The sequence below is a fragment of the Propionivibrio sp. genome (genome assembly GCF_047602565.1).
Lineage (GTDB): Bacteria > Pseudomonadota > Gammaproteobacteria > Burkholderiales > Rhodocyclaceae > Propionivibrio.
On sequence record NZ_JASGGX010000001.1, the window covers coordinates 1,795,222 to 1,819,138 of the forward strand.

Annotated in this window: 22 protein-coding genes and 2 pseudogenes; 4 read left to right on the forward strand and 20 right to left on the reverse strand. The window is 66.9% G+C overall.

Features of this window, described 5'->3' with window-relative positions; all coding sequences use genetic code 11:
* Nucleotides 1–55 precede the first annotated feature (55 nt).
* Together hisH and hisB are read right to left on the reverse strand one after the other, a co-directional pair.
* Complete coding sequence (gene hisH / locus QM701_RS08360) at nucleotides 56–706, reverse strand: imidazole glycerol phosphate synthase subunit HisH (RefSeq protein ID WP_415166621.1); 651 nt, start codon at nucleotides 704–706, stop codon at nucleotides 56–58.
* Nucleotides 706–1,293 (reverse strand): imidazoleglycerol-phosphate dehydratase HisB, encoded by a 588-nt coding sequence (gene hisB, locus QM701_RS08365; protein WP_415169362.1) that lies wholly within the window; start codon nucleotides 1,291–1,293, stop codon nucleotides 706–708. The genes hisH and hisB overlap by 1 nt, the downstream gene beginning before the upstream one ends.
* Before the next feature lie 106 nt (nucleotides 1,294–1,399).
* On the opposite strand from hisB, the gene hisC reads away from it, so the two are divergent.
* Together hisC and QM701_RS08375 are read left to right on the forward strand one after the other, a co-directional pair.
* Nucleotides 1,400–2,473 carry a histidinol-phosphate transaminase gene (hisC, locus tag QM701_RS08370; protein ID WP_415166622.1) on the forward strand — a complete coding sequence of 358 codons (1,074 nt, stop codon included), beginning with the start codon at nucleotides 1,400–1,402 and terminating at the stop codon, nucleotides 2,471–2,473.
* Between the two features lie 5 nt (nucleotides 2,474–2,478).
* Nucleotides 2,479–3,171, forward strand: a complete 693-nt coding sequence (locus tag QM701_RS08375) for a nitroreductase (protein WP_415166623.1) — start codon at nucleotides 2,479–2,481, stop codon at nucleotides 3,169–3,171.
* A 27-nt stretch (nucleotides 3,172–3,198) separates the two neighbouring features.
* Here the strand turns inward: QM701_RS08375 and QM701_RS08380 are convergent, their stop codons facing one another.
* The 18 genes and pseudogenes from QM701_RS08380 to QM701_RS08465 all read right to left on the reverse strand — a co-directional run bounded on the left by QM701_RS08380 (nucleotide 3,199) and on the right by QM701_RS08465 (nucleotide 20,923).
* The gene (locus QM701_RS08380; protein WP_415166624.1) at nucleotides 3,199–5,880 is read right to left on the reverse strand and encodes an MGH1-like glycoside hydrolase domain-containing protein; all 2,682 of its coding nucleotides are present in this window, start codon (nucleotides 5,878–5,880) and stop codon (nucleotides 3,199–3,201) included.
* A gap of 39 nt (nucleotides 5,881–5,919) precedes the next feature.
* The gene (locus QM701_RS08385) at nucleotides 5,920–7,422 is read right to left on the reverse strand and encodes a tripartite tricarboxylate transporter permease (protein WP_415166625.1); all 1,503 of its coding nucleotides are present in this window, start codon (nucleotides 7,420–7,422) and stop codon (nucleotides 5,920–5,922) included.
* A gap of 56 nt (nucleotides 7,423–7,478) precedes the next feature.
* Nucleotides 7,479–7,940 carry a tripartite tricarboxylate transporter TctB family protein gene (locus QM701_RS08390; RefSeq protein ID WP_415166626.1) on the reverse strand — a complete coding sequence of 154 codons (462 nt, stop codon included), beginning with the start codon at nucleotides 7,938–7,940 and terminating at the stop codon, nucleotides 7,479–7,481.
* 120 nt (nucleotides 7,941–8,060) lie between these two features.
* Complete coding sequence (locus QM701_RS08395; protein WP_415166627.1) at nucleotides 8,061–9,038, reverse strand: tripartite tricarboxylate transporter substrate binding protein BugD; 978 nt, start codon at nucleotides 9,036–9,038, stop codon at nucleotides 8,061–8,063.
* A gap of 208 nt (nucleotides 9,039–9,246) precedes the next feature.
* Nucleotides 9,247–10,566, reverse strand: coding sequence for a histidinol dehydrogenase (gene hisD, locus QM701_RS08400; protein WP_415166628.1), 1,320 nt, complete (start codon nucleotides 10,564–10,566; stop codon nucleotides 9,247–9,249).
* Nucleotides 10,563–11,207 (reverse strand): ATP phosphoribosyltransferase, encoded by a 645-nt coding sequence (gene hisG / locus QM701_RS08405; protein ID WP_415166629.1) that lies wholly within the window; start codon nucleotides 11,205–11,207, stop codon nucleotides 10,563–10,565. Before hisG ends, hisD begins: the two co-directional genes overlap by 4 nt.
* Before the next feature lie 120 nt (nucleotides 11,208–11,327).
* Complete coding sequence (locus tag QM701_RS08410; protein WP_415166630.1) at nucleotides 11,328–13,805, reverse strand: sodium-translocating pyrophosphatase; 2,478 nt, start codon at nucleotides 13,803–13,805, stop codon at nucleotides 11,328–11,330.
* A 181-nt stretch (nucleotides 13,806–13,986) separates the two neighbouring features.
* A complete protein-coding gene (murA, locus tag QM701_RS08415; protein ID WP_415166631.1) occupies nucleotides 13,987–15,240 on the reverse strand; it encodes a UDP-N-acetylglucosamine 1-carboxyvinyltransferase in 1,254 nt (417 codons plus the stop codon).
* Nucleotides 15,233–15,478: a BolA family protein gene (locus QM701_RS08420; RefSeq protein WP_415166632.1), complete on the reverse strand. Its 246-nt coding sequence runs from the start codon at nucleotides 15,476–15,478 to the stop codon at nucleotides 15,233–15,235. Before QM701_RS08420 ends, murA begins: the two co-directional genes overlap by 8 nt.
* A gap of 3 nt (nucleotides 15,479–15,481) precedes the next feature.
* A pseudogene (locus QM701_RS08425) lies at nucleotides 15,482–16,235 on the reverse strand (ABC transporter permease).
* A complete protein-coding gene (locus QM701_RS08430) occupies nucleotides 16,232–17,158 on the reverse strand; it encodes an ABC transporter ATP-binding protein (protein WP_415169363.1) in 927 nt (308 codons plus the stop codon). The pseudogene QM701_RS08425 and the gene QM701_RS08430 overlap by 4 nt, the downstream one beginning before the upstream one ends.
* Nucleotides 17,159–17,191: 33 nt before the next feature.
* Nucleotides 17,192–17,482 (reverse strand): STAS domain-containing protein, encoded by a 291-nt coding sequence (locus tag QM701_RS08435; protein ID WP_415166633.1) that lies wholly within the window; start codon nucleotides 17,480–17,482, stop codon nucleotides 17,192–17,194.
* Nucleotides 17,479–18,093: an MlaC/ttg2D family ABC transporter substrate-binding protein gene (locus QM701_RS08440; protein ID WP_415166634.1), complete on the reverse strand. Its 615-nt coding sequence runs from the start codon at nucleotides 18,091–18,093 to the stop codon at nucleotides 17,479–17,481. Before QM701_RS08440 ends, QM701_RS08435 begins: the two co-directional genes overlap by 4 nt.
* 23 nt (nucleotides 18,094–18,116) lie before the next feature.
* A complete protein-coding gene (locus QM701_RS08445) occupies nucleotides 18,117–18,503 on the reverse strand; it encodes a VacJ family lipoprotein (RefSeq protein ID WP_415166635.1) in 387 nt (128 codons plus the stop codon).
* 70 nt (nucleotides 18,504–18,573) lie between these two features.
* Nucleotides 18,574–18,777 (reverse strand): annotated as a pseudogene (locus QM701_RS08450) (MlaA family lipoprotein); the annotation flags it as partial.
* Nucleotides 18,778–18,847: 70 nt separating this feature from the next.
* A complete protein-coding gene (mlaD, locus tag QM701_RS08455; protein ID WP_415166636.1) occupies nucleotides 18,848–19,327 on the reverse strand; it encodes an outer membrane lipid asymmetry maintenance protein MlaD in 480 nt (159 codons plus the stop codon).
* Nucleotides 19,327–20,133 (reverse strand): lipid asymmetry maintenance ABC transporter permease subunit MlaE, encoded by an 807-nt coding sequence (gene mlaE / locus QM701_RS08460; RefSeq protein WP_415166637.1) that lies wholly within the window; start codon nucleotides 20,131–20,133, stop codon nucleotides 19,327–19,329. The genes mlaD and mlaE overlap by 1 nt, the downstream gene beginning before the upstream one ends.
* Nucleotides 20,126–20,923, reverse strand: coding sequence for an ABC transporter ATP-binding protein (locus tag QM701_RS08465; protein ID WP_415166638.1), 798 nt, complete (start codon nucleotides 20,921–20,923; stop codon nucleotides 20,126–20,128). The genes mlaE and QM701_RS08465 overlap by 8 nt, the downstream gene beginning before the upstream one ends.
* 183 nt (nucleotides 20,924–21,106) lie before the next feature.
* Here QM701_RS08465 and QM701_RS08470 point away from each other — a divergent pair, with 183 nt between their 5' ends.
* Both QM701_RS08470 and QM701_RS08475 read left to right on the forward strand, forming a co-directional pair.
* On the forward strand, nucleotides 21,107–22,561 hold the full coding sequence (locus QM701_RS08470; RefSeq protein WP_415166639.1) for a sigma-54-dependent transcriptional regulator: 1,455 nt from the start codon (nucleotides 21,107–21,109) through the stop codon (nucleotides 22,559–22,561).
* Nucleotides 22,558–23,877, forward strand: a complete 1,320-nt coding sequence (locus tag QM701_RS08475; protein WP_415166640.1) for an AAA family ATPase — start codon at nucleotides 22,558–22,560, stop codon at nucleotides 23,875–23,877. Before QM701_RS08470 ends, QM701_RS08475 begins: the two co-directional genes overlap by 4 nt.
* The last annotated feature ends 40 nt before the right edge of the window (nucleotides 23,878–23,917 follow it).

Here is a 23,917-nt window from a genome sequence, read left to right on the forward strand (position 1 = left end):
GTTGGGAAAAAGAATTAAAGGGTGGACGCATTCGTACGGAACGCGCGTCCGCGCCTCAGGGCGTCCACTCGACGAAATTGGCCAGCAGCGCCAATCCGGCCTGGGCGCTTTTCTCTGGATGGCATTGAATGGCGAAGATATTATCCCGTGCCACCGCACCGGTAAAGGGGATGCCGTAGCGGGCGGTGCCGGCGATGCAGTCCCGGTCCGCCGGGTCCACGTAGTAGCTGTGCACGAAATAGAAGCGCGCGCCGTCGTCGATGCCGTTCCAGAGTGGATGCGACCGGGTCTGCTCGACTTCGTTCCAGCCCATGTGCGGAACTTTCAGGCGGCTGCCGTCCGGCGCCACCATGCGGTCCGCCGGGAAGCGGCGGACGCGCCCCGCGAAGACGCCCAGACCGGGCACGTCGCCTTCCTCGCTCCGCTCGAACAGCATCTGCAAGCCGATGCAGATGCCGAGGAAGGGTTTGTTCCTGGCCGCGTCGAGCACGGCCGGACGCAGGCCGCGCGCGTCGAGTTCGCGCATGCAGTCCGGCATCGCGCCCTGGCCGGGGAAGACCACCCGCCCGGCGGCCGCCACCACGGCCGGGTCGGCCGTGACCACCACCTCGCGCCGGCCGGCGACGTGGATCAGCGCCTGCCAGACCGAGCGCAGGTTGCCCATGCCGTAGTCGACGACGGCGATCGTTCCGGCCGCATTCGCCATCAGAGCGCGCCCTTGGTCGACGGCACGCTGCCGGCCGCGCGCGGGTCTGCCTCGACGGCCATGCGCAGGGCGCGGCCGAAGGCCTTGAACACCGTCTCCGCCTGGTGGTGCGCGTTCTCGCCGCGCAGGTTGTCGATATGCAGGGTCATGGCCGCGTGGTTGACCAGCCCCTGGAAGAATTCGCGCACCAGGTCCACGTCGAAGGCGCCGATCGTCGCCCGCGTGAAGCCGACGTCGAACGCCAGTCCGGGGCGCCCGGAAAGGTCGACGACCACCCGCGAGAGCGCCTCGTCGAGCGGCACGTAGGCGTGCCCGTAGCGGCGGATGCCCTGCTTGCCGCCGAGCGCCTGCTTCAGCGTCTGCCCGAGGGTGATGCCGATGTCCTCGACGGTGTGGTGCGCGTCGATGTGCAGGTCGCCGCACGCCTCGACCTCCAGGTCGATCATGCCGTGCCGCGCCACCTGTTCGAGCATGTGATCGAGGAACGGCACGCCCGAGGCCAGCCGGCTTTGCCCGGTGCCGTCGAGGTTCAAGCGCACCGTGACCTGGGTTTCCAGGGTGTTCCGTGTCGTCTCGGCCTGCCGCATGATGTCGTCCAACGCTCGATCGTCCGCAAATCCGGGCCTCTGGAGCCCGGCGTCAGTGGCGCATGATACCATTTGAAGCTCCGTGCGCATCCACCCCCGAGCCGCCATGAGCCACTACTGGAGCCCTCTCGTCCACAGCCTGACCCCGTACGTCCCCGGCGAACAGCCGAAGCTCGCCGACCTGGTCAAGCTCAACACCAACGAGAATCCCTATCCGCCGTCTCCGCGCGCGGTCGCCGCGATGTGCCAGGAACTGGGCGACGACGGCGCGTCGCTGCGGCTCTACCCGGACCCCAACGCCGACCGGCTGAAACAGGCCGTGGCCGAACATTTCGCCGCCTTCGCGCTGACGCCGGCCCACGTCTTCGTCGGCAACGGCTCGGACGAAGTCCTGGCGCACGCTTTCATGGCGCTGCTGAAGCACGACCGGCCGATCCTGATGCCGGACATCACCTACAGCTTCTATCCGGTCTATTGCCGGCTGCACGGCATCGACAGCGTGCCGGTGCCGCTCGACGAGAATTTCGCCATCCGGGTCGACGACTACCTGCGCGAGAACGGCGGCATCGTCATCGCCAATCCGAACGCGCCGACCGGGCAGCTGCTGCCGCTCGCCGACATCGCGCGCCTGGCCGAGGCGCATCCACGCTCGGTGCTGGTGGTCGACGAGGCCTACGTCGATTTCGGCGGCGAGACGGCGGTGGCGCTGGTGCGTCGGCTGCGCAACCTGCTGGTGATCCGCACGCTGTCCAAGTCGCACGCGCTGGCCGGCCTGCGCGTCGGCTACGCGGTGGGCGATCCGCTGCTGATCGAGGCGCTCGAACGCATCAAGAACAGCTTCAACTCCTATCCGCTCGACCGCCTGGCGATCGCCGGCGCCACGGCCGCGCTGGCGGACGAGGCCTACCTGGAACAGACCCGGCAGGCGGTGATGCGCAGCCGGGCCGAGCTGACCGCCGGTTTGACGCGGCTCGGCTTCGACGTGCTGCCGTCGGCGGCGAACTTCATCTTCGCCTGCCATCCGCAGCGGGACGCGGCCGAGCTCGCCGCAGAGCTGCGCCGGCGCAGCGTCATCGTGCGCCACTTCGCGCTGCCGCGCATCGACCAGCACCTGCGCATCACCATCGGCACCGACGCGCAATGCGCGCGCCTGCTCGCCGCGCTGGCGGAAATCCTCTGACCGCCATGGCCGCCCGCGAGGAACTCTCCGTCGACCAGGCCATCCGCAGCCGCCGCTCGGTGCGCCGCTTCCTGCCGACGCCGGTGAGCGCCGACACCGTGCGCGAGTTGCTCGACCTCGCGGCGCGCGCGCCCTCCGGCACCAACGTCCAGCCCTGGCGGGTGTACGCCCTGGCCGGCCCGGCCAAGGACGCGCTGAGCCGGGCCATCCTGGACAAGTACCTCACCTCGGGCATCGACGGCAAAGGGCTCGACTACTATCCGGAACGATGGATCGAGCCGTGGATTTCCCGGCGCCGCAAGGTGGGCACCGACCTGTACGCGCTGCTCGACATCGGCAAGGGTGACAAGGAAAAGATGACCCGGCAGTGGGCGCGCAACTACCTGTTCTTCGACGCGCCGGTCGGCCTGATCTTCACCACCGACCGCATCTTCGGCCACGGCATGCTGCTCGATCACGGCATGTTCATGGAGAACCTGATGCTCGCCGCGCGCTCGCGCGGGCTGGACACCTGCCCGCAGGCCGCGTTCACCGACTTCCAGGACACCATCCGGCGGACGCTCGGCCTGCCGGAAAACGAGGTGGTGCTGTGCGGCATGTCGCTCGGCTACGCCGACCCGGACGCGCCGGAAAACCGCCTGCACACTGACCGCGTGCCGGCCGACGGCTTCACGGATTTCCGCGGCTTCGCGCCGTAAAGCGCCGGGCGCGGCGCCGCGCACCGCCTAGCGCACGGTCTTTCCTTCCCCGAGCAAATCCTCCGGCGCCAGCGTGGCGAACAGGTGCATGCCGCGCGCGACGATCCCCGTCCATCCGGTCTGATGGCTGGCGCCCAGGCCGGCGCCGTTGTCCCCGTGGAAATATTCGTAGAACAGTATGTAGTCGCGCCAGTGCGGGTCGGTCTGGAATTTTTCCGTGCCGCCGAAAACCGGCCGCCGTCCGTCCGGGCCGCGCAGGAAGATCGCGTTGTTGCGCCGCGAGATTTCCTCGGCGATGCGGTACAGCGACATCAGGCGCCCGCTGCCGGTCGGGCATTCGATCTGGAAGGATTCGCCGTAGTAGCTGTAGTACTGCAGCAGCGCCCGGATGACCAGGGCGTTGATCGGCGCCCAGATCGGCCCGCGCCAGTTGCTGTTGCCGCCGAACATGCCGCTGTCCGATTCGGCGGGCTGGTAGTCGACGCGGTACGTCTGGCCGCCGGCCGCGAAGACGTAGGGATGCGCTTCATGGTGGCGGGACAGCGAGCGGATGCCGTAGGCGCCGAGGAATTCGTCTTCGTCGAGCACCTTGGCCAGGACCCGCCTGAGCTTGTCCTCGTTCAGCACCGAGGCGAGATGGCGCCCGCCGACGCCGGGGACCCGCGAGTCATGCACGGCGGCCATCAGTTCGGGACGCGCGGCGTTGAAATGGCGATACCGCTCGATGATTTCCGGAAAGCGCTGCAGGAGTTCGCCGTCGAAGGTGGCGACCGCGCACATCGGCAGCAGCCCGACCACGGAACGCACCTGCAGGCGCTGCGCGCGGCCGTCCGGGTAGCGCAGGACGTCGTAGAAGAAGCCGTCCTTCTCGTCCCACATGCATTCCTCCTCGCCGCCCTGGAACATCGACGAGGCGATCCACAGCGAATGCTGCATGAACTTCAGCGCCATGTCGGCGTAGGAGTCGTGGTGCCGGGCCAGCTCGAACGAGATGTCGAGCATGTTCAGGCAGAACAGCGTCATCCAGGCCGTGCCGTCCGCCTGTTCCAGGTAGCCGCCGGTCGGCAGCGGCGCGCTGCGGTCGAAGACGCCGATATTGTCCAGCCCCAGGAAGCCGCCTTCGAACAGGTTGCGGCCGTTGCGGTCCTTGCGGTTCACCCACCAGGTGAAATTGAGCAGCAGCTTCTGGAAGGAGCGTTCGAGCCACTGCATGTCGGCGCGGCCGCTGGCCTTTTCCAAGCGATGGATGTAGTTCGTCGCCCAGGCATGCACGGGCGGATTCACGTCGCCGAAGTTCCATTCGTAGGCGGGAATCTGGCCGTTCGGGTGCATGTAGTGCTCGCGCAGCATCAGGGCCAGCTGCTGCTTGCTGAAATCGGGGTCGACCAGCGTCAACGCCTGCATGTGGAAGGCGAGATCCCAGGCGGCGTACCACGGGTATTCCCACTTGTCCGGCATGGAAATGATGTCGGCGTTGTACATGTGGTGCCAGTGCTCGTTGCGCGAGGACTGCGCGCCCGGATGGGCGAGGCTGTGGCCGCGCTCATCCAGCCATTTGTTCACGTCGTAGTGGTAGAACTGCTTGGTCCACAGCATGCCCGCCAGCGCCTGGCGGAAGACGCGGGCCTGGTCCTCGTCCAGTTTCGCGGGCGTCAGGTGCGCGTAGAAGGCGTCGGCGTCGCTCTGCCGCTGCGCCATCATCTTGTCGAAGGATGCTCCGAACGGCCGGGCCATCTTTTCCGGGGGCGCGTCGCAGAGGCGCAGCCGCAGCGTGCGCGACTGCCCGGCGGGCACGGTAAGCACGTGGTGCGCGGCCGCCTTGGTCCCGGTCATGGCCGGGTTGACGGCGCCGGCTTCCCCGTCGACGACGTGGCGGTGAATGCCGTCCTTGACGAAGGGCGAGGCGTTCGGCGTGCCGAAGAGGCGTTCGTTGTTCGTCTCGTTCTCGGTGAACAGGAGTTCGGGCGCGCCTTCGCAGTACAGGTAGCGGGTGCCTAGCACAGGATGCGCCGCCTCGATCGCGGCCGGCGCCCCGGTCCGCGGCGCACAGAGCAGCACGGGGCGCTCGCCGCCGTCGCCCCACGACCAGGTGTTGCGGAACCACAGCGTCGGCAGCACGTGCAGCGTGGCGTCCTCCGGCCCCCGGTTGGCCACGGTGACCGTGATCAGCACGTCCTCGGGACCGGCCTTGGCGTATTCGACGAAGCAATCGAAGTAGCGGTCGTCGTCGAAGATGCCGGTGTCCAGCAGTTCGTATTCGAGCTCGTGGCGCGTGCGCCGCCGGTTGGCCTCCACCAGCTCGTCGTACGGATAGGCCGCCTGCGGGTACTTGTAGAGGAAACGCATGAAGGAGTGCGTCGGCGTCGAGTCGAGGTAGAAGTAGTACTCCTTGACGTCCTCGCCGTGGTTGCCCTGGCTGTTGGTCAGCCCGAACAGGCGCTCCTTGAGGAAGGCGTCCCGGCCGTTCCACAGCGCCAGGCAGAAGCACAGCAGCTGCCGGTCGTCGGAAATGCCGCCCAGGCCGTCCTCGCCCCAGCGGTAGGCGCGCGAGCGCGCCTGATCGTGATTGAAATAGTCCCAGGCATTGCCGTCGTCGCTGTAATCCTCGCGCACCGTGCCCCACTGCCGCTCGCTCAGGTAGGGCCCCCACTTTTTCCAGGCCGCGGTCTTCCGGCGATCTTCCTCCAGGCGCTTGATCTCGGATGTCATTGCCTAACCTCCTTGACGGAGAGCGGGTATGGAACGGCGTCAATCTCCCTGGAAGGCTTCCTCGCGCTTTCTGGTCAGCGCGGGCAGAGCGGCCACGACGACCGCCACCACGCCGATGGCCAGCAGGGTGGCGCTGATCGGACGCTGCAGGAAGACCATCGGATCGCCGCGCGAAAGCAGCAGCGCGCGGCGCATGTATTCTTCCATCAGCGGGCCGAGGATGAAGGCCAGCAGCATCGGCGCCGGTTCGCAGTCCAGCTTGACGAAGATGTAGCCGACCACGCCGAACAGCGCCATCAGATAAACATCGAACTGCGTGTTGTTCAGGCTGAACACGCCGATGCAGCAGAACACCAGGATCGCCGGATACAGCAGCTGGTACGGCACGCTGACCAGCTTCACCCACATGCCGACCATCGGCAGGTTGAGCACGACGAGGAACAGGTTGCCGATCCACATCGACACGATGATGCCCCAGAACAGCGCCGGCTGCTCGGTGATCACCGACGGGCCGGGCTGGATGCCCTGGATGATCATCGCGCCGATCATCAGCGCCATCACCGGGTTGGACGGAATGCCGAGGGTCAGCATCGGGATGAACGAGGTCTGCGCGCCGGCGTTGTTCGCCGACTCGGGCGCCGCCACCCCTTCGATCGCGCCGCTGCCGAATTCAGCGGAATTCTTGGACACCTTCTTCTCGATCGCGTAGGCGGCGAACGAGCCGAGGATCGAGCCGCTGCCCGGCAGGATGCCGAGGAACGAGCCGATGGCCGTGCCCCTGATGATGGGGCCGATCATGCGCTTCCAGTCCTCCCGGCTCGGCATCAGGCTGGTGATCTTGCTGACCATCACCGACCGGTCTTCTTCGTTCTCCAGGTTGCGCACCACCTCGGCGATGCCGAACATGCCCATGGCCACGACCACGAAGCCGATGCCGTCGGCCAGCTGCGGCAGGTCGAAGGTGAAGCGCTGCGCGCCGGAATTGACGTCGGCGCCGATCATCCCGAGCAGCAGGCCGAGGACGATCATCCCGAACGCATGCAGCAGCGAGCCCCGGGCCAGCACCATCGACGCCAGCAGGCCGAGCACCATCAGCGAGAAGAATTCAGCGGGGCCGAACTTCAGCGCCACCGACGCCAGCGGCGGCGCGAACAGCGCCAGGATCACCGTCGCCACCGTCCCGGCGATGAACGAACCGATCGCCGACGTCGCCAGCGCCACCCCGGCGCGCCCCTTGCGCGCCATCTGGTAGCCGTCCAGGGCAGTCACCACCGAGGCCGCCTCGCCCGGCAGGTTGACCAGGATCGACGTCGTCGAGCCGCCGTACTGCGAACCGTAGTAGATGCCGGCCAGCATGATCAGCGCCGAGACCGGCGGCAGGCCGAAGGTGATCGGCAGCAGCATGGCGATGGTGGCCGTCGGCCCCAGTCCCGGCAGCACGCCGATCAGCGTGCCCAGGAAAACGCCGACCAGGCAGTACAGCAGGTTGAGCGGCGAGGCCGCGGTGGCCAGCCCGATTCCAAGGTTGGTGATGAGTTCCATGCTTTCTCCGCAAATCTTTCACGAGACGGCGGCGCACTCTCGCGGCCGCCGGCCGATCACTGCCCGAACCACGGCCCCAGGACCGGCAGCGGCACGCCCAGGCCTTTCAGGAATACCAGGACGCAGAAGACGGTGATGCCCGCCGCCATGAGGATCGTGCTTTTCCAGCGGAATTTGACGCTGGCGCTGGAACTGACCAGCACCAGCACCGGCAGCGCCACCGCCAGCCCGGCGCCGCGCACGAGCACGCCGAACAGCACGATGGCCAGCGTGATCAGCACCATTCCCCGGATGGCGAAGCTGCCCGCCGGCGTGCCGGTCTTGACGAAGGAACGCACGAGCGAGACGACGCCGATGCCGATCAGCAGGATGCTCAGCAGGGTTGGAAAATAGGCCGGCCCCATTTTTCCGGCCCGGCCCATGTCGAGGTCCTGGCACAGATAGACGGCCACCGAACCGACGGCAATGTAGATGATCCCGATCCACAATTCCTTGGGATTGCGAACGATACGCTCCAACGCCACCTCCTCATCGTTGTTCGACCCGTCCCTGCCGCTCCCGCCGCGACGGCGGGAAGGCATGGCTCCGGTTTCGCGGTGCAGCTTGCCCGGCCGCGTCCCCCGCGGCCGGAAAGAACGTCAGTCGGCGTAGACGCCGGCCTTCTTGATGATCGGACCCCAGCGGTCGATTTCCGCCTTGAGATGCGCGCGCAGCGCCTCGGGCGTCGCCCGTTCCTGGGCCACCGGCTCGGCGCCGAGATCGGAATAGCGCTGCTTGAGGTTGGCGTCCTTGAGGGCGTCCTGCAGCGCCTTGGACAGCTGGTCGACGATCGGCTTCGGCGTGCCCTTGGGCGCGTACAGGGCGTGCCAGACCGAGACCGTGAAATTCGGCAGGCCGGCTTCGCTCACCGTCGGCACCTCGGGCATCGAGGCAATCCGCTTGGGCATGGTCACGCCGTACACCTTGATCTTGCCCGACTTGATGTGGCTCGTCGTGTTGGTGGTCTGGTCGCACATGAAATCGACGGTGCCGCCGAGCAGGTCGTTCATCGCCGGCCCGGTGCCCTTGTACGGCACCGTGGTGAGATCGGTCTGGATCTCGCTCATGAACAGGATGCCGCACAGGTGCGAGGCCGAGCCGATGCCCGCGTTGGCCATGTTGACCTTGTCTTTGTTGGCCTTGACGTAGGCCAGCAGTTCCTTGAAGTCCTTGGCCGGGAAATCCTTGCGCGAGACGAAGGTCATGGCGCCGTCGTTGATCAGGCCGATCGGCTCGAAATCCTTGATCGGATCGTAGGTCAGCTTGCGGTAGAGCGCCGGCGCGGTGGAGTGGCCGATGTGATGGACGAACAGCGTGTAGCCGTCCGGAGTGGACTGCGCCACCCGCGCCGCGCCGATCGTGCCGCCGGCGCCGCCGACGTTCTCGATGATGATCTGCGTCTTGAGCGAGGCGCTCATGGTCTGGCCGAGGATGCGGGCGATGGTGTCCGACGGTCCGCCCGCGGCGAACGGCACGACGATGGTGATGACCTTGTTGGGATACTGCTGGGCCCCCGCCGCCGACGCCCACAACGCCACGAGAATGCACGCGATCGACCTGGCAATTCTTTGGAACATACCCGACCTCCTCCGTAGTTATCGATTGTTGAAGCGGAAGGGATATATCCGCCAGCGCCTTCCGCCAAAGCTGCTCCTGCGACCCGCGCGAACCTGCGCAGGTCCGTGCGGGCCATTATCACACTCTGGCGGGATTCTTCACAATCGAAATGCGGATCGCCGCAGCGTCGCGCGCGGTCCGGCCGGCCGGGAGCCGGACGGCTCCGGTTCAGTCCTCCGGCCCGCAGCGGTATTCGGCGGAGCGCGCGTGCGCCGGCAGGCCCTCGCCCGTGGCCAGCACCGCGGCCACGCGGCCGAGCGTCCCGGCGGCTTTTTTGGACACCCGGATCAGGCTGCTGCGCTTCTGAAAGTCATAGACGCCGAGCGGCGAGGAAAAGCGCGCGCTGCCGGAGGTCGGCAGGACGTGGTTCGGCCCGGCGCAGTAGTCGCCGAGCGACTCGGAGGTGTACGGGCCGATGAAGATGGCGCCGGCATTGTGGATCTTGTCGACCCAACGTTCGGCGTCGGCGATCGACAGTTCGAGATGTTCCGGCGCGATGCGGTTGGCGACCGCGCAGGCCTCGTCGAGATCGCGCACCGTGATCAGCGCGCCGCGCCGCTCCAGGGCGCTGCGGATGATGTCCCGGCGCGGCATCGCCGGCAGCAGCCTCGCGATGGACTCGGCGACGCGCCCGACGTAGCCGGCGTCGGGGCACAGCAGGATCGACTGCGCCAGTTCGTCGTGCTCGGCCTGCGAGAAGAGGTCCATCGCCACCCAGTCGGGATCGGTGCTGCCGTCGCAGATGACCAGGATTTCGGACGGCCCGGCGACCATGTCGATGCCGACCACGCCGAACACGCGGCGCTTGGCCGCGGCGACGTAGGCGTTGCCCGGCCCGACGATCTTGTCGACCGGCGGGATCGTGCGCGTGCCGTACGCCAGGGCGCCGACCGCCTGGGCGCCGCCGATGCAGAACACGCGGTCCACGCCGGCCAGCGCGGCCGCGGCCAGCACCAGCGGATTGCGTTCGCCGCCCGGCGTCGGCACCACCATGATCAGTTCGCCGACCCCGGCGACCTTGGCCGGAATCGCGTTCATCAGCACCGACGAGGGATAGGCCGCCTTGCCGCCCGGAACGTACAGGCCGACCCGGCCGAGCGGCGTCACCTTCTGGCCGAGTAGGGTGCCGGCCAGCGCGCCTTCGGTTTCCTCGTACTGCCAGCTTTGCAGCGGCTGGCGCCGGTGGTAGGCGCGGATGCGCTGCGCGGCCGTTTCGAGCGCCGCGCGCTGCGCTTCCGGCAGCGACGCCAGGGCGCTTTCGAGCACCTCGCGCGACAGTTCGAGTTCGGCCAGCGATTGGGCCGACACGCGGTCGAAGCGCCGGGTGTATTCGAGCACGGCCGCGTCGCCGCGCGTCCTGACGTCGGCGAGGATGGCGGCAACGGCCTGGTCGACCGCCTCGTCCTGCGCCGCGTCGAAGGCCAGCAGGGCGTCGAGCCGCTGCACGAAATCCGCGTCGCCGCTGGCCAGGCGCTTGACGGCGATCATGGCTCGACCGCCCCGGCGATGGCGTCCATGATCGGCACCAGTTTCTCGCGCTTGAGCTTGAGCGCGGCCTGGTTGACGATCAGCCGCGACGAGATGTCGATGATGTGTTCGACGGCCACCAGATTGTTGGCCTTCAGCGTCCCGCCGGTCGACACCAGGTCGACGATGGCGTCGGCCAGCCCGGCCAGCGGCGCCAGTTCCATCGACCCGTAGAGCTTGATCAGGTCGACGTGCACGCCCTTGGCCGCGAAGTGCTCGCGCGCGATGTTGATGTACTTGGTCGCCACCTTGAGGCGGGCGCCCTGGCGCACGGCGTGCTCGTAATCGAAGCCGGCCGGGATGGCGACCATCATCCGGCACTTGGCGATCTTCAGGTCGAGCGGCTGGTACAGCCCCTCGCCGCCGTTCTCGATCAGCACGTCCTTGCCGGCCACGCCGATGTCGGCCGCCCCGTACTGCACGTAGGTCGGCGCGTCGGTGGCGCGCACGATGACCACGCGCACGTCGTCGCGGTTGGTCGGGATGATCAGCTTGCGCGAGGTTTCCGGATTCTCCAGCGGCTCGATGCCGGCGGCCGCCAGCAGCGGCAGGGTCTCTTCAAAGATTCGGCCCTTCGACAGGGCGATGGTGATGCCATCCACGGCGTGCTTCCTGCGCAAAAAGAAACGATTCTACCGTAAGCTCCGGCCGGCGGCCCCGACGGCCGCGGTAGACGAAAAAAGGCCGTCGCAAGGACGGCCTTTCCGGAAACGCTTCGCGGCTTACTGGTGTTCGATGCGCATGCCGTAGAAGCTGCGATACACGAACACCAGGTTGAGCACCAGGAAGACGGCGGCCAGACCCCAGGCCAGGCCCTGCTGCCCCTGCGCCACCAGCCCGACGGCCATTTCCACGGCGAGCAGGCCGAACAGGGTGGTGAACTTGATGATCGGGTTCATGGCCACCGAACTCGTATCCTTGAACGGATCGCCCACGGTGTCGCCGATCACCGACGCGGCGTGCAGTTCGGTGCCCTTGGCGCGCAGCTCGGTCTCGACGACCTTCTTGGCGTTGTCCCAGGCGCCGCCCGCGTTGGCCATGAACACCGCCTGGTACAGGCCGATGATGGCCAGCGAGATCAGGTAGCCGATGAAGAAGAACGGTTCGATGAAGGCGCAGGCCAGCGTGCCGAAGAAGACCGCCAGGAAGATGTTGAACATCCCCTTCTGCGCGTACAGCGTGCAGATCGCGACGACCCGCTTGCTGTCTTCGACGTTGGCCTTGGTCGAGCCTTCGTCGAGCTTCATGTTGAGCTTGATGAACTCCACCGCGCGATAGGCGCCGGTCGACACGGCCTGGGTGGAGGCGCCGGAGAACCAGAAGATCGTCGCGCCGCCGGTGATCAGGCCGAGCAGGAAGGGCGGATGCAGCATCGACAGGTGGCTGACGTTGTCGGTCAGCCCGTTGGTCAGCAGCATGATGATCGAGAACACCATGGTTGCCGCGCCGACCACGGCGGTGCCGATCAGCACCGGCTTGGCGGTGGCCTTGAAGGTGTTGCCGCAGCCGTCGTTTTCTTCCAGCAGCGCCTTGGCCTTGTCGAAATCGATGGCGATGCCGAACGAATCCTTGATCTCCCTCTCGATGCCGGGAATCTGCTCGATCGTCGACAATTCATAGACCGACTGCGCGTTGTCGGTGACCGGGCCGTAGCTGTCGACGGCGATGGTCACCGGTCCCATGCCGAGGAAGCCGAAGGCCACCAGGCCGAACGAGAACACCGCAGCCATGACCGTGGCCTTGGCCGGGTCGGGATTGATCACCTGCGCGAGATCGCCCTGCGAGACGAGGTACGCGCCGGTCATCAGGCCGACGATCACCACGCCCATCCAGAACGCGGAGAAGTTGCCGGCGGTCAGGCCCGACAGGATGTTCAGGCTGGCGCCGCCCTCGCGGGAGGCGGTCACGACTTCGCGCACGTGCCGCGAATTCACCGAGGTGAACACCTTGACCACTTCCGGGATGATCGCGCCGGCCAGCGTGCCGAAGGTGATGATCAGCGAGAGCTGCCACCACAGGTCGGCGTACATCTTGCCGCCGATGGCGATGTTGCCGATCAGCAGCTTGGAGACGATGAAGGTGATGAGCAGCGAAACGATCGAGGTCACCCAGACCAGGGACGTGAGCGGCGCCTCGAAGTCGAAGCCCGCGGCGTTTCCGAACTTGGCCTTCATGACCATTTCGTTGCCGATGTACGAAATGCCCGAGGCGACGATCATCATCACGCGCATAACGAAGATCCAGACCAGCAACTGGACCTGCACCGCGGCTTCGGGCACCGCCAGCAGGATGAAGCTGATCAGCGCCACGCCCGTCACGCCGTAGGTTTCGAAGCCGTCGGCCGTCGGACCGACCGAGTCGCCGGCGTTGTCGCCGGTGCAGTCGGCGATCACGCCCGGGTTGCGCGGGTCGTCCTCCTTGACCTTGAACACGATCTTCATCAGATCCGAGCCGATGTCGGCGATCTTGGTGAAGATGCCGCCGGCGATGCGCAGCGCCGCGGCGCCCAGCGACTCGCCGATGGCGAAGCCGATGAAGCACTTGCCGGCCAGCTCGGGCGAGATGAACAGCATGATGCAGAGCATGATCAGCAGCTCGGTGGAGATCAGCATCATGCCCACCGAAATGCCGGACTTCATCGGGATCGAATAGACCGGGAAGGCCTTGCCTTCCAGCGAGGCAAACGCCGTCCGGCTGTTGGCCAGGGTGTTGATGCGGATGCCGAACCAGGCGACGCCGAACGAGCCGGCGATGCCGACCAGCGAGAACGCCAGGATCAGCACCACCTCGCCCACCGCCATGTGCTGCACCCAGCCGAAGTAGGCGACGATGATGATGCCGATGAAGACTTCGAGCAGCAGGATGAACTTGCCCTGCGTCTGCATGTAGGTCTTGCAGGTTTCATAGATGAGCTCGCTGACCTCGGCCATCGAGCGGTGCACCGGCCGGGACTTGACCTGGCCGTAGATGACCGCGCCGAACACCAGCCCGGCGAGGCACACGAGCAGGCCGTAGGCCAGCAGCTGCCAGCCGGTCATGCCGCCCAGGAAACTCGCCAGCGCGGCGTCCTTGAGGTTGGGCAATACCAGATTCGCCTCGGAACTGGCGAACGACGGCTGCGCGAAAAAGACGGACAGCAGGAACGGTAAAACACCTGATAACTGCTTCTTCCCCTGAAGCGTGATGCAAGGGTTTTTCATCGTTATGTCCTTACGAGGTTGGAAATTCGGCGTGGATAATGGGTCGCCAGACGGCGTTATTGTTCTCGCGGCAGTCTACACCGCCAATTTCCGCGCGACAACGCGGGAGGCCTCGAAAACGCATCCATCGAAGCCTCCCGGCCGGCCGGGAAAACAGGGGAAGGCGGCGCCTCGACGCGCCTTAACGCAGCCGCCGCACGTTGGCGCCCAGGCGCCTCAGTTTTTCCTCGATGTGCTCGTAGCCGCGGTCGAGGTGGTAGATGCGCTCGATCAGGGTCTCGCCCCGCGCCACCAGGCCGGCGATGACCAGGCTGGCGGAGGCACGCAGATCGGTGGCCATGACCGTGGCGCCGTCCAGCGCCGGCACGCCGGTGACCACCGCGTTGCTGGCGTCGATACGGATGTCCGCGCCGAGGCGGATCAGCTCCACGGCATGCATGAAGCGGTTCTCGAAGATCGTCTCGCGGATCACCGCCGCGCCCTCGGCCACGCAGTTGATGGCCATGAACTGCGCCTGCATGTCGGTCGGGAAGGCCGGATAGGGCGCGGTGCGCACGCCGACCGACTTGAGGCGGCGCGGCGCCTTCAGCGCGATCGAGTCGGGCCGGCATTCGATCGCGCAGCCCGCTTCGCGCAGCTTGCCGATGACGGCGTCGAGCAGCGCGGCGGAGGTGCGCGTCAGCACGACGTCGCCCCGCGTCGCCGCCGCGGCGCACAGGTAGGTGCCGGTCTCGATGCGGTCGGGCATGACCGCATGGTCGGCGCCGTGCAGCCGCTCCACGCCCTGGATGCTGATGCGGTCGGAACCGGCGCCGGCGATGCGGGCGCCCATCGCCGTCAGGCAGTTGGCCAGGTCGACGATCTCGGGCTCGCGCGCCGCGTTTTCGATGACCGTCTCGCCCTCGGCCAGGACCGCGGCCATCATCAGATTTTCCGTGCCGGTCACCGTCACCATGTCGGTCACGATGCGCGCGCCCTTCAGGCGCGGCGCCCGGGCGAGCACGTAGCCGCCCTCGACCCGGATCTCCGCGCCCATCGCCTGCAAGCCCTTGATGTGCTGGTCCACCGGCCGCGCCCCGATGGCGCAGCCGCCGGGCAGCGACACCTTGGCCTCGCCGCAGCGCGCCAGCAGCGGCCCGAGCACCAGGATCGAGGCGCGCATGGTCTTGACCAGCTCGTAGGGCGCCACGGGATTGTCGAGCTTGCCGCTGTCCAGCGCCAGCATGCCGTTGTCGCCCATGGTGACCGCGACGCCCATCTGGCCGATCAGGCGCAGCATGGTCGCCACGTCGTTCAGCTGCGGGATGTTGGTCAGGTTCAGCGTATCGCCGCACAGCAGGCTGGCGCAGATGATCGGCAGCGCCGCGTTCTTGGCCCCGGAGACGGCCACTTCGCCGACGAGCGGAGCGCCGCCCTCGATCAGCAGCTTATCCACGGAGCGCGCTCCATTCCTCGGGCGTCAGGGTTTTCATCGACAGCGCGTGCAGTTCGCCGCTGTCGAAATACGGGCGCAGCAGGGCGTTGACCGCCTGCTGGCGCTGCACGCGGCTCTTGCCGGCGAACCGTGCGCTGACGATCAGCGCCTCGAAATGGTCGCCGTCGCCGTCGACCTGCAGCGCCTCGCACGGCAGGCCGCCGGCGATGATGGTCTTGATACGTTCGGGATGCATCATGGCTCAATACCTCAATTTGTAACCCCGGCGCAGCAGCAGCAGCGTGCCCCCGCCCACCGCCAGGAAGGAGGCGGACGCGACGGCCAGGCTGAGCAGCGGCGGCGCGTCGGAGACGCCGAAAAAGCCGTAGCGGAAACCGTCGATCAGGTAGAACACGGGGTTCAGATGCGACGCCGTCTGCCAGAACGGCGGCAGCGAATGGATGGAATAGAAGACGCCGGAGAGCATGGTCAGCGGCAGGATCAGGAAATTCTGGAAGGCGGCCAGCTGGTCGAACTTGTCCGCCCAGATGCCGGCGATCATGCCGAGCGCGCCCATGATCCCGCCGCCGATCAGCGCGAAGGCGAGAATCCAGGACGGCGCCGCGAACTGCAGCGGCGCGAACCACGCCGTCACCGCCAGCACGCCCGCGCCGACCATCGCGCCGCGCAGCACCGCCGCGCCGACGTAGGCCAGGAAGAACTCGCCGTAGGAAATCGGCGGCAGCAGCACGAAGATGATGCTGCCGGTGACCTTGGCCTGGATCAGGCTGGACGAACTGTTGGCGAAGGCGTTCTGCAGCACCGACATCATCACCAGCCCCGGCACCAGGAACGCCGTGTAGCGCAGGCTGTTCGACCTCGACGCGGTTTTCCAGCACGTGCGCGAAGATCAGCAGATAGAGCAGCGCGGTCAGCACCGGCGCCGCGACGGTCTGGAAGCCGACCTTCCAGAAGCGCAGCACTTCCTTGTACAGCAGGGTGCGGAAGCCGCTCATCGCGCCGCCTCCGCCGTTTCGACGCCCTGCCCGCGCATCACCTCGATGAACACGTCCTCCAGGTCGGTGGTGGTCATGCGCATGTCCCTGATCGGGCAGCCCGAGGCGCGGACCGCGGCGAGCAGCGGCTCGACCTCGTCGAAGCCGCCCAGCAGGAAATTCAGATAGCCGTCGCCGGGCACGGCGCGGCGCGCCACCGCGTCGGGCAGCATGCAGCCGGCGTCCACCCGCAGCCCCAGCTTGTACACGGAGAAGCGCTCCAGCAGGTTGCGCGTCGAATCGAGCGCGACGATGCGCCCCTGCTTGAGCATGGCGATGCGCCCGCACAGCGATTCGGCCTCTTCGAGGTAATGCGTGGTGAGAATGACCGTGTGCCCCTCCTCGTTCAGGCGCCGCACGAACTGCCACAGGCCCTGGCGCAGTTCCACGTTGACGCCCGCGGTCGGCTCGTCGAGCACGATGACCGGCGGCTTGTGCACCAGCGCCTGCGCCACCAGCACGCGCCGCTTCATGCCGCCGGACAGCCGGCGCATGTTGGTGTCCGCCTTGGCCGTCAGGTCGAGGTTGTCGAGAATCTCGTCGATCCAGTCGTCGTTGCGGCGGATGCCGAAATAGCCGGACTGGATGCGCAGGGTCTCGCGCACCGTGAAGAACGGATCGAACACCAGCTCCTGCGGCACGATCCCCAGTTGCCGGCGCGCCTCGCGATAACGATCCTGCACGTCGAACCCCATCACGCTCACCGTGCCGGAATCCGGGCGCACCAGGCCGGCCAGGCAGGAGATCAGGGTCGTCTTGCCGGCGCCGTTGGGGCCGAGCAGGCCGAAGAACTCGCCTTCGCCGATGCGCAGGGAGACGCCGTCCAGCGCCTGCACTTCGCCGAAACGCTTGGTGAGCTGCTGAATCGAGACGGCCACGCCCATGGCTCGCGCAGAAGACACCGCGACGCCCGCCGCTCAGGCCAGCGGAAGCGACTCGTTGACGCCGTACAGGTCGGCGAGGCTGAGCAGGCTCGCCGGAGGATTGGCCACGCGCAGCGCCGTCCCGCGCGCGGCGGCGGAGCGCTGCAGTCCGAAGAGCACGGCCAGGGCCGAGGAATCGACCTCCTGCACGGACGCCAGATCGATCACCACGTCCTTGCCCGGCTCCGCGCCCAAAAGGCCGCGCCCCGCTTCGAGCAGGGCGCGCGCATTGGCGATGACCATCGGCGAGGCCACCCGGTACGTACTGCCGTCCTTGTCGATCATTTCTTGCCGGCTTCGAGCTGCTTGTTCTTGTCGGACAGCATCTTGATGAGGCCGTCGACGCCGTTGGCGCGCACTTCCTGGTTGAAGGTGTCGCGGTAGTTGGTCACCAGGCTGACGCCCGCGACGATCACGTCGAACACCTTCCAGCCGTCGGGCTGCTTCTCGAGCGCGTAGTCGAGCTGGATGGGCCGCCCGCCCGGCTGCAGAATCTCGGTCTTGACCACCACATCGGCGTCGCCCGCCGGCAGCTTGGTCGGCTTGTAGCGCACGGTCTGATCCTTGTAGCTGGTCAGCGCGTTCGAATACGTGCGCACCAGGAGGATGTTGAATTCGTCCGTCAGCCGCTTCTTCTGCTCGGCGTTGGCCTTGTTCCAGTCGCGCCCCATCGCCAGCGCCGTCATGCGGCGGAAGTCGAAGTGCGGCAGCACCTTGGCCTCGACCAGCTCGATGGCCTTGCGCGTGTTGCCGCTCTGGATATCCTTGTCCTGGCGGACGATGGTCAGCACTTCCTCGGTCACCTTCTTGACCAGCGCATCGGGAGAATCCTCCTGCGCAAACGCGGCGGAAACGCTCAGCACGAGCCCCAGGAGGAGGGAATAAAAATACTTCATGGCATCGAATCCGGTAAAAGCGCTCAATCTTCTTCCTTGATGGGCGGCGGGTTGCCGTCATGAACGGCGTTGCGCCGGTTCTGGAAATAGGCGTCGCGAATATAGTTGTACTTGTCGAACGCCGCTTCCTCGATCACCTTGTCGGCCGGCAGCAGGCTCGCTCGCAGGTCGATGAAGCGGATTCCGATCAGGGTATTGCGCGCGGAAACGTCGTGCAGATGCACCACCGGGTCGGCGGAGGCATCGACGGCGAAGCCGAACGTGTCGCGCACGTTCCGCGGGCCGATGATCGGCCAGAACAGGTAGGGGCCTTCGCCGACGCCCCACTTGCCGAGCGTCTGGCCGAAGTCCTCGGCATGCTTTTCCAGGCCGAGGTCGCTGGCCACGTCGATCAGGCCGACGATGCCCACCGTCGAGTTCGACCAGCACGCGCCCGACGTCGGAGGCGCCCTCGGTCACCTTGCCCTGCAGGAAGTTGTTCACGGCGATCCACAGGTCGGCGATGTTGCCGAAGAAATTCCCGATGCCCGTCTTGACCGGGCCGGGCAAAACGGCGTCATACCCCCTGGCGACCGGCTTGACCACCACGTCGATGCCCTCGTTGACCGAGAACATGGCCCGATTGAACCCCTCGAAAGGGTCCCTGGGGTTATTCGCCGTGGTCGCGCACCCCGCCATACCCATGGCCGCGGCAACTGCGAGGACGGCAACGCAACGCTTGGCACGATGACTCTTCACGAACGGTCCTTTCCGGTCACTTGTTGTCAGGAGTCTCTGGGGTTTCGGACGCCTTGTTGAACATGAACTGGCTGATCAGCTTTTCCAGCACCACCGCCGACTGGGTCTTGGCGAAGGTGTCGCCGGCCTTGAGCATCTTCTCGTCGCCGCCGGCATCGAGGCCGATGTACTGCTCTCCGAGCAGACCGGCGGTCAGGATCGAGGCGAACGTGTCCTTGGGAAACTGGTAGCGGCCGTCGATCGTCATCGTCACCAGGGCCTCGTAGGTCTGCGTATCGAAGCGGATGTCCGCCACCCGGCCGACCACGACGCCCGCGCTTTTCACCGGTCCGCGCACCTTCAGGCCGCCGATGTTATCAAACCTGGCGGTCAGCTGGTACGTTTCGGCAAAGTTGGCCGAGGAAAGGTTCCCCACGCGCAACGCCAGGAACAGGATCGCGGCACAACCGAGCGCGACGAAGAACCCTACCCACAGATCAAGCAGCTTGCGACTCATCAAACCCCCCGGAACATGAACGAGGTCAATACGAAATCCAGCGCCAGGATGGCCAGCGCCGAGTACACCACCGTTCGTTTGATCGAACTGGAAACGCCCTCCGCCGTCGGGACGGCGTCGTAGCCCTCGAAAACCGCGATCAGCGAAACCGCGACACCGAAAACGAAGCTCTTGACGATGCCGTTCCAGACGTCGAAGCGGAAATCCACCGATCCCTGCATCTGCGACCAGAACGCGCCTTCGTCGACGCCGATCAGCACGACGCCGATCAGGTAGCCGCCGAACACGCCGATGGCCGAGAACAGTGAAGCCAGCAGCGGCATGGAGATGACGCCGCCCCAGAAGCGGGGGGCGACCACGCGGGCAATCGGATTGACCGCCATCATGTCCATCGCGGTCAATTGTTCGGTCGCCTTCATCAGGCCGATCTCGGCGGTGATCGACGAGCCGGCGCGCGAGGCGAAGAGCAGCGCCGCCACCACCGGCCCGAGCTCGCGGGTCAGGGACAGCGCCACCAGCACGCCGAGCGCCTCGGACGAGCCGTAGCGCTGCAGGGTTTCGTAGCCCTGCATGCCGAGCACCATGCCGATGAACAGGCCGGACACCAGAATGATCAGCAGCGACTGGAAGCCGCAAAAGTAGATCTCGCGGATGGTCAGGTGCAGGCGGCGGAACGACTGGCCGGAATACACCAGGATCATCATGAAAAAACGGGCCGCGAAGCCGAGCGTCTGCAGCCCGTTGTTCAGACGATGGCCCAGCGCGCGGATCAGCTCGATCACGAAAACGAACACCCCGTCACGCATTGGCTACCTTCCGCATCAGCTCCTCCTCGAAGGGAACGGCCGGGTAATGGAAATGCACGGGGCCGTCGGCCTCGCCGAACACGAACTGATGCACGAACGGATCGGTCGAGGCGCGAATCTCGTCGGGCGTGCCCTGGGCCATGATCTGGCCGTCGTTCACGAAATACACGTAATCGACGATGAGCAGCGCTTCCTGCACGTCGTGGGTCACCAGCAGCGTGGTGGCGCCCAGCGCGTCGTTGAGCCGGCGGATCAGCTGGCCGATCACGCCCATGGAGATCGGATCGAGCCCGGCGAAGGGCTCATCGTACATGATCAGCATCGGATCGAGCGCGATCGCCCGGGCCAGCGCCACGCGCCGGGCCATGCCGCCCGACAGCTCGGCGGGCATCAGCTGGTGCGCGCCGCGCAGCCCGACGGCGTTGAGCTTCATCAGCACCATGTCGCGGATGAGCTCCTCGGGCAGGTCCGTGTGCTCGCGCATCAGGTAGGCCACGTTGTCGAAAACGGAAATGTCCGTGAACAGCGCGCCGAACTGGAACAGCATGCCCATGCGCCGGCGCATGGCGTAGAGCTCGTCGTGCGTCATCCGCGGCACCGACTGGCCGTCGACCAGGAGCTCGCCGCTGCTGGGCTTCAGCTGCCCGCCGATCAGGCGCAGCAGGGTCGTCTTGCCGCAGCCGGAGTTCCCCATGATGGCGACCAGCTTCCCGCGGGGGATCTCCATGTCGATCCCCTTGAGGATCGAACGATCGTCGTAGGCAAAATTGACGTCGGTAATCTTGACCAAGCACTCCGCCGGCACAAAGGTATCCTGAGACAGAAGAAACGCGCATTATACCCTAATCGATATGCCATCGTGGAACCCCCCTCATCGCGGCGGCGCGGGCCGGCATTCAGCGGCGCCCGGCGTGCCCTCCGCGCATTTATGAAATAATGGAACGTCGCGTTCACCGGATACCGCAGACACGCCATGACTGACGCCGCATCGACCGTGCCCGGCTGGAAGCCGCTGCTGCTCATCGTGGACGACGATCCGCTGATCACCGACACGCTGGTCTATTCCCTGAGCCCGGCGTTCGAGATCGTCACCAGCCACTCCCGGCCGCATTGCATCGAGCTGCTGCGCGGACTGCGGCGTCCGCCCGAGCTGGCGCTCGTCGATCTCGGGCTGCCGCCCTTCCCGCATCGGCCGGACGAGGGTTTCGCGCTGATCGCGGACCTGCTCGGCCTGTCGCCGTCGATCAAGATCGTCGTCCTCTCGGGGCAGGGCGACGCCGGCAACGCCCGCCACGCCCGCGCGCTCGGCGCGGCCGACTTCGTGGCCAAGCCGTGCAGCCCCGGCGACCTGCGCGCCATCCTGCGCCAGGCGCTCAGCTACCGCGCCCTGGAAAAGCAGCAGGACACGCCGCTGACGACGCCGCTCATCGGCGCCAGCCCGGCGATCGAGAAGCTGAAACTGCAGCTGCAGCAATACGCGGATTCGCCGTTCCCGGTATTGATCGAGGGCGAATCGGGCACGGGCAAGGAAATCGTCGCCGGCAGCTACCTGCATCACCACACGCAGCGCGGCGGCAAGCCCTTCTTTGCGCTGAACTGCGCTGCGATCTCGCCGACGCTGGTCGAGCCGACGCTGTTCGGCTACGCGAAAGGCGCGTTCACCGGCGCCACCGCGGCGAAATCGGGGTATTTCGAGGACGCCGCCGACGGCACGCTGTTTCTCGACGAGATCGGCGAACTGCCGCTGGAACTCCAGGCCAAGCTGCTGCGCGTGCTGGAAAACGGCGCCTTCCACCGGGTTGGGGAAACGCAGGAACGCCTGAGCCGGGCCCGCATCGTCGCGGCGACCAACCGCGACCTGCGCAAGGAAGTCAAGGCCGGCCGCTTCCGCGCCGACCTCTACTACCGCCTGTCAGTGTGCACGGTCAGCGTGCCGCCGCTGCGCGAGATGGGCGACGACAGGCTGCTGCTGCTCGACCATTTCCGCCATCTCTACGCAGCGCAGGCGCAGCGCCCGGCCTTCGAGTTCTCCACGGAGGCGCGGGAATGCTGGAGCCGCTACGGCTTTCCCGGCAACGTCCGGGAACTGCGCAACATCGTCATCCGGCTGACCGCCAAGCATCCGGGCAGGACCGTGGGCCGGGCCGAACTGGAGGCCGAGCTAGACATCCAGGAAGAACCGGCGCCGGCGGTCCCGGAGGTTCCGCCCGCCGCGGCGTCCCGCCCGGACGATCTGCTGGAAGCCGCCATCGCCCGCCTGCGGCAGCCGCCGTTCAGCCTCGACCGGCTGCTGGCCGAAACCGAGCAGAACTACATCGAGGCGGCGCTGCGCCTGGCCAACGGCAACGTCAGCCAGGCCGCGCGCCTGCTCGGCATCAACCGCACCACGCTGTACAACCGGATGGAATCCTCGGCCAGGGAGCCATGATGTATCTCGAACACTTCGGCCTGCGCGAAGCCCCGTTCAGCATCACCCCGCACACCGAATTCTTTTTCGCCGGCGCCAACCGCGGCGCCACGCTCGAGGCGCTGATCTACGCCATCACGCACGACGAGGGCATCGTCAAGGTCAGCGGCGAGGTGGGCAGCGGCAAGACCATGCTGTGCCGGATGCTGCTGGAGCAGTTGCCGGAGCACGTCGAGACGGTCTACCTCGCCACCCCGTCGCTGTCGCGCGAGGACATCCTGCTGGCCATCGCCGACGAACTGGGGATCGAGCTGCCCGGTTCCCGGACGCACCAGATGATGCGCGCCCTGCAGGAGCGCCTGCTGGAAATCTACGCCGCCGGGCGCCGGATCGTGGTGATGATCGACGAGGCGCACGCCATGCCGGCGGAGACGCTGGAGGAAATCCGCCTGCTCTCCAACCTCGAATCCAGCCGCCACAAGCTGCTGCACATCGTGCTCTTCGGCCAGCCCGAGCTCGACGAACGCCTGGGCGCGAAGGACATGCGCCAGTTGACGGACCGCATCACCCACCACTTCGCGCTGGAGCCGCTGCGCCGCGACGACGTCGGCGCGTACCTGATGTTCCGGCTGCGCGCCGCCGGCTATCGCGGCCCGGACCTGTTCACGCCGCCGGCCGTCCGTCTCCTCGCCAAGGCCTCGCAGGGGCTGACCCGGCGCATCAACATCCTGGCCGACAAGGCACTGCTCGCCGCCTTCTCCGACGGGAAACACCTGGTGGACGCGCGCCGCATGCGGGCCGCGATCCGCGACGCCCGGTTGTCCCCGATGGCCGGGCGCCGCCGGGGCTTCCTTGCCGGAGCCGGCGTCGCGGCCTGTGCCGTCGCCGCGCTGTTCCTCTGGCGGATCGGCACGGAACGGCCCGCGGATCCGCCGCCCGTGCCCGAAAAGGCGGCGGGCGCGCCGGTTCTCGCGGTCGCCGACGACCTCGCGGCGCCTCCGCAGCCGCCGGCCGGCCGCGCGCCGACGCTCGGCGAGCGCATCGCGGCGACCGAGACATGGCTGAAAAACACGCCGCGCACGCATTACTCGATTCAGCTGCTGAACACCGACGCCAGCAACCTCGCCGATGTCCAGCTATTGGTCGACGAGCTCGCCGCCCGGCTCGATCCGCAGCAGATCCGCGTCTACCGCGCGCGCCAGGACGGCGGCGATCGTCTCGGGGTCATCTACGGCGACTATGCGACGCGCGGCACGGCCCAGGCCGAGCTGGCGGCGCTGGCCCGGATCAGCCCGGCGGGCGCCCCGTCGATACGCGCCGTCGGCAAGCTCCGGTAGCAGGAATCAATCGATACAAATCAATCACTTGAAGAAAAAA

Bases quoted from the DNA above. Each gene is read 5' to 3' on its own strand.
- QM701_RS08395 (WP_415166627.1), bottom strand. From the start codon at position 9,038: ATGTTCCAAAGAATTGCCAGGTCGATCGCGTGCATTCTCGTGGCGTTG.
- QM701_RS08375 (WP_415166623.1), top strand. From the start codon at position 2,479: ATGGCCGCCCGCGAGGAACTCTCCGTCGACCAGGCCATCCGCAGCCGC.
- QM701_RS08435 (WP_415166633.1), bottom strand. From the start codon at position 17,482: ATGATCGACAAGGACGGCAGTACGTACCGGGTGGCCTCGCCGATGGTC.
- QM701_RS08410 (WP_415166630.1), bottom strand. From the start codon at position 13,805: ATGAAAAACCCTTGCATCACGCTTCAGGGGAAGAAGCAGTTATCAGGT.
- mlaE (WP_415166637.1), bottom strand. From the start codon at position 20,133: ATGCGTGACGGGGTGTTCGTTTTCGTGATCGAGCTGATCCGCGCGCTG.
- hisD (WP_415166628.1), bottom strand. From the start codon at position 10,566: ATGATCGCCGTCAAGCGCCTGGCCAGCGGCGACGCGGATTTCGTGCAG.
- QM701_RS08470 (WP_415166639.1), top strand. From the start codon at position 21,107: ATGACTGACGCCGCATCGACCGTGCCCGGCTGGAAGCCGCTGCTGCTC.
- QM701_RS08430 (WP_415169363.1), bottom strand. From the start codon at position 17,158: ATGGGCGTGGCCGTCTCGATTCAGCAGCTCACCAAGCGTTTCGGCGAA.
- hisC (WP_415166622.1), top strand. From the start codon at position 1,400: ATGAGCCACTACTGGAGCCCTCTCGTCCACAGCCTGACCCCGTACGTC.
- hisB (WP_415169362.1), bottom strand. From the start codon at position 1,293: ATGCGGCAGGCCGAGACGACACGGAACACCCTGGAAACCCAGGTCACG.
- QM701_RS08440 (WP_415166634.1), bottom strand. From the start codon at position 18,093: ATGAAGTATTTTTATTCCCTCCTCCTGGGGCTCGTGCTGAGCGTTTCC.
- QM701_RS08475 (WP_415166640.1), top strand. From the start codon at position 22,558: ATGATGTATCTCGAACACTTCGGCCTGCGCGAAGCCCCGTTCAGCATC.
- mlaD (WP_415166636.1), bottom strand. From the start codon at position 19,327: ATGAGTCGCAAGCTGCTTGATCTGTGGGTAGGGTTCTTCGTCGCGCTC.
- QM701_RS08420 (WP_415166632.1), bottom strand. From the start codon at position 15,478: ATGATGCATCCCGAACGTATCAAGACCATCATCGCCGGCGGCCTGCCG.
- hisH (WP_415166621.1), bottom strand. From the start codon at position 706: ATGGCGAATGCGGCCGGAACGATCGCCGTCGTCGACTACGGCATGGGC.
- QM701_RS08380 (WP_415166624.1), bottom strand. From the start codon at position 5,880: ATGACATCCGAGATCAAGCGCCTGGAGGAAGATCGCCGGAAGACCGCG.
- QM701_RS08385 (WP_415166625.1), bottom strand. From the start codon at position 7,422: ATGGAACTCATCACCAACCTTGGAATCGGGCTGGCCACCGCGGCCTCG.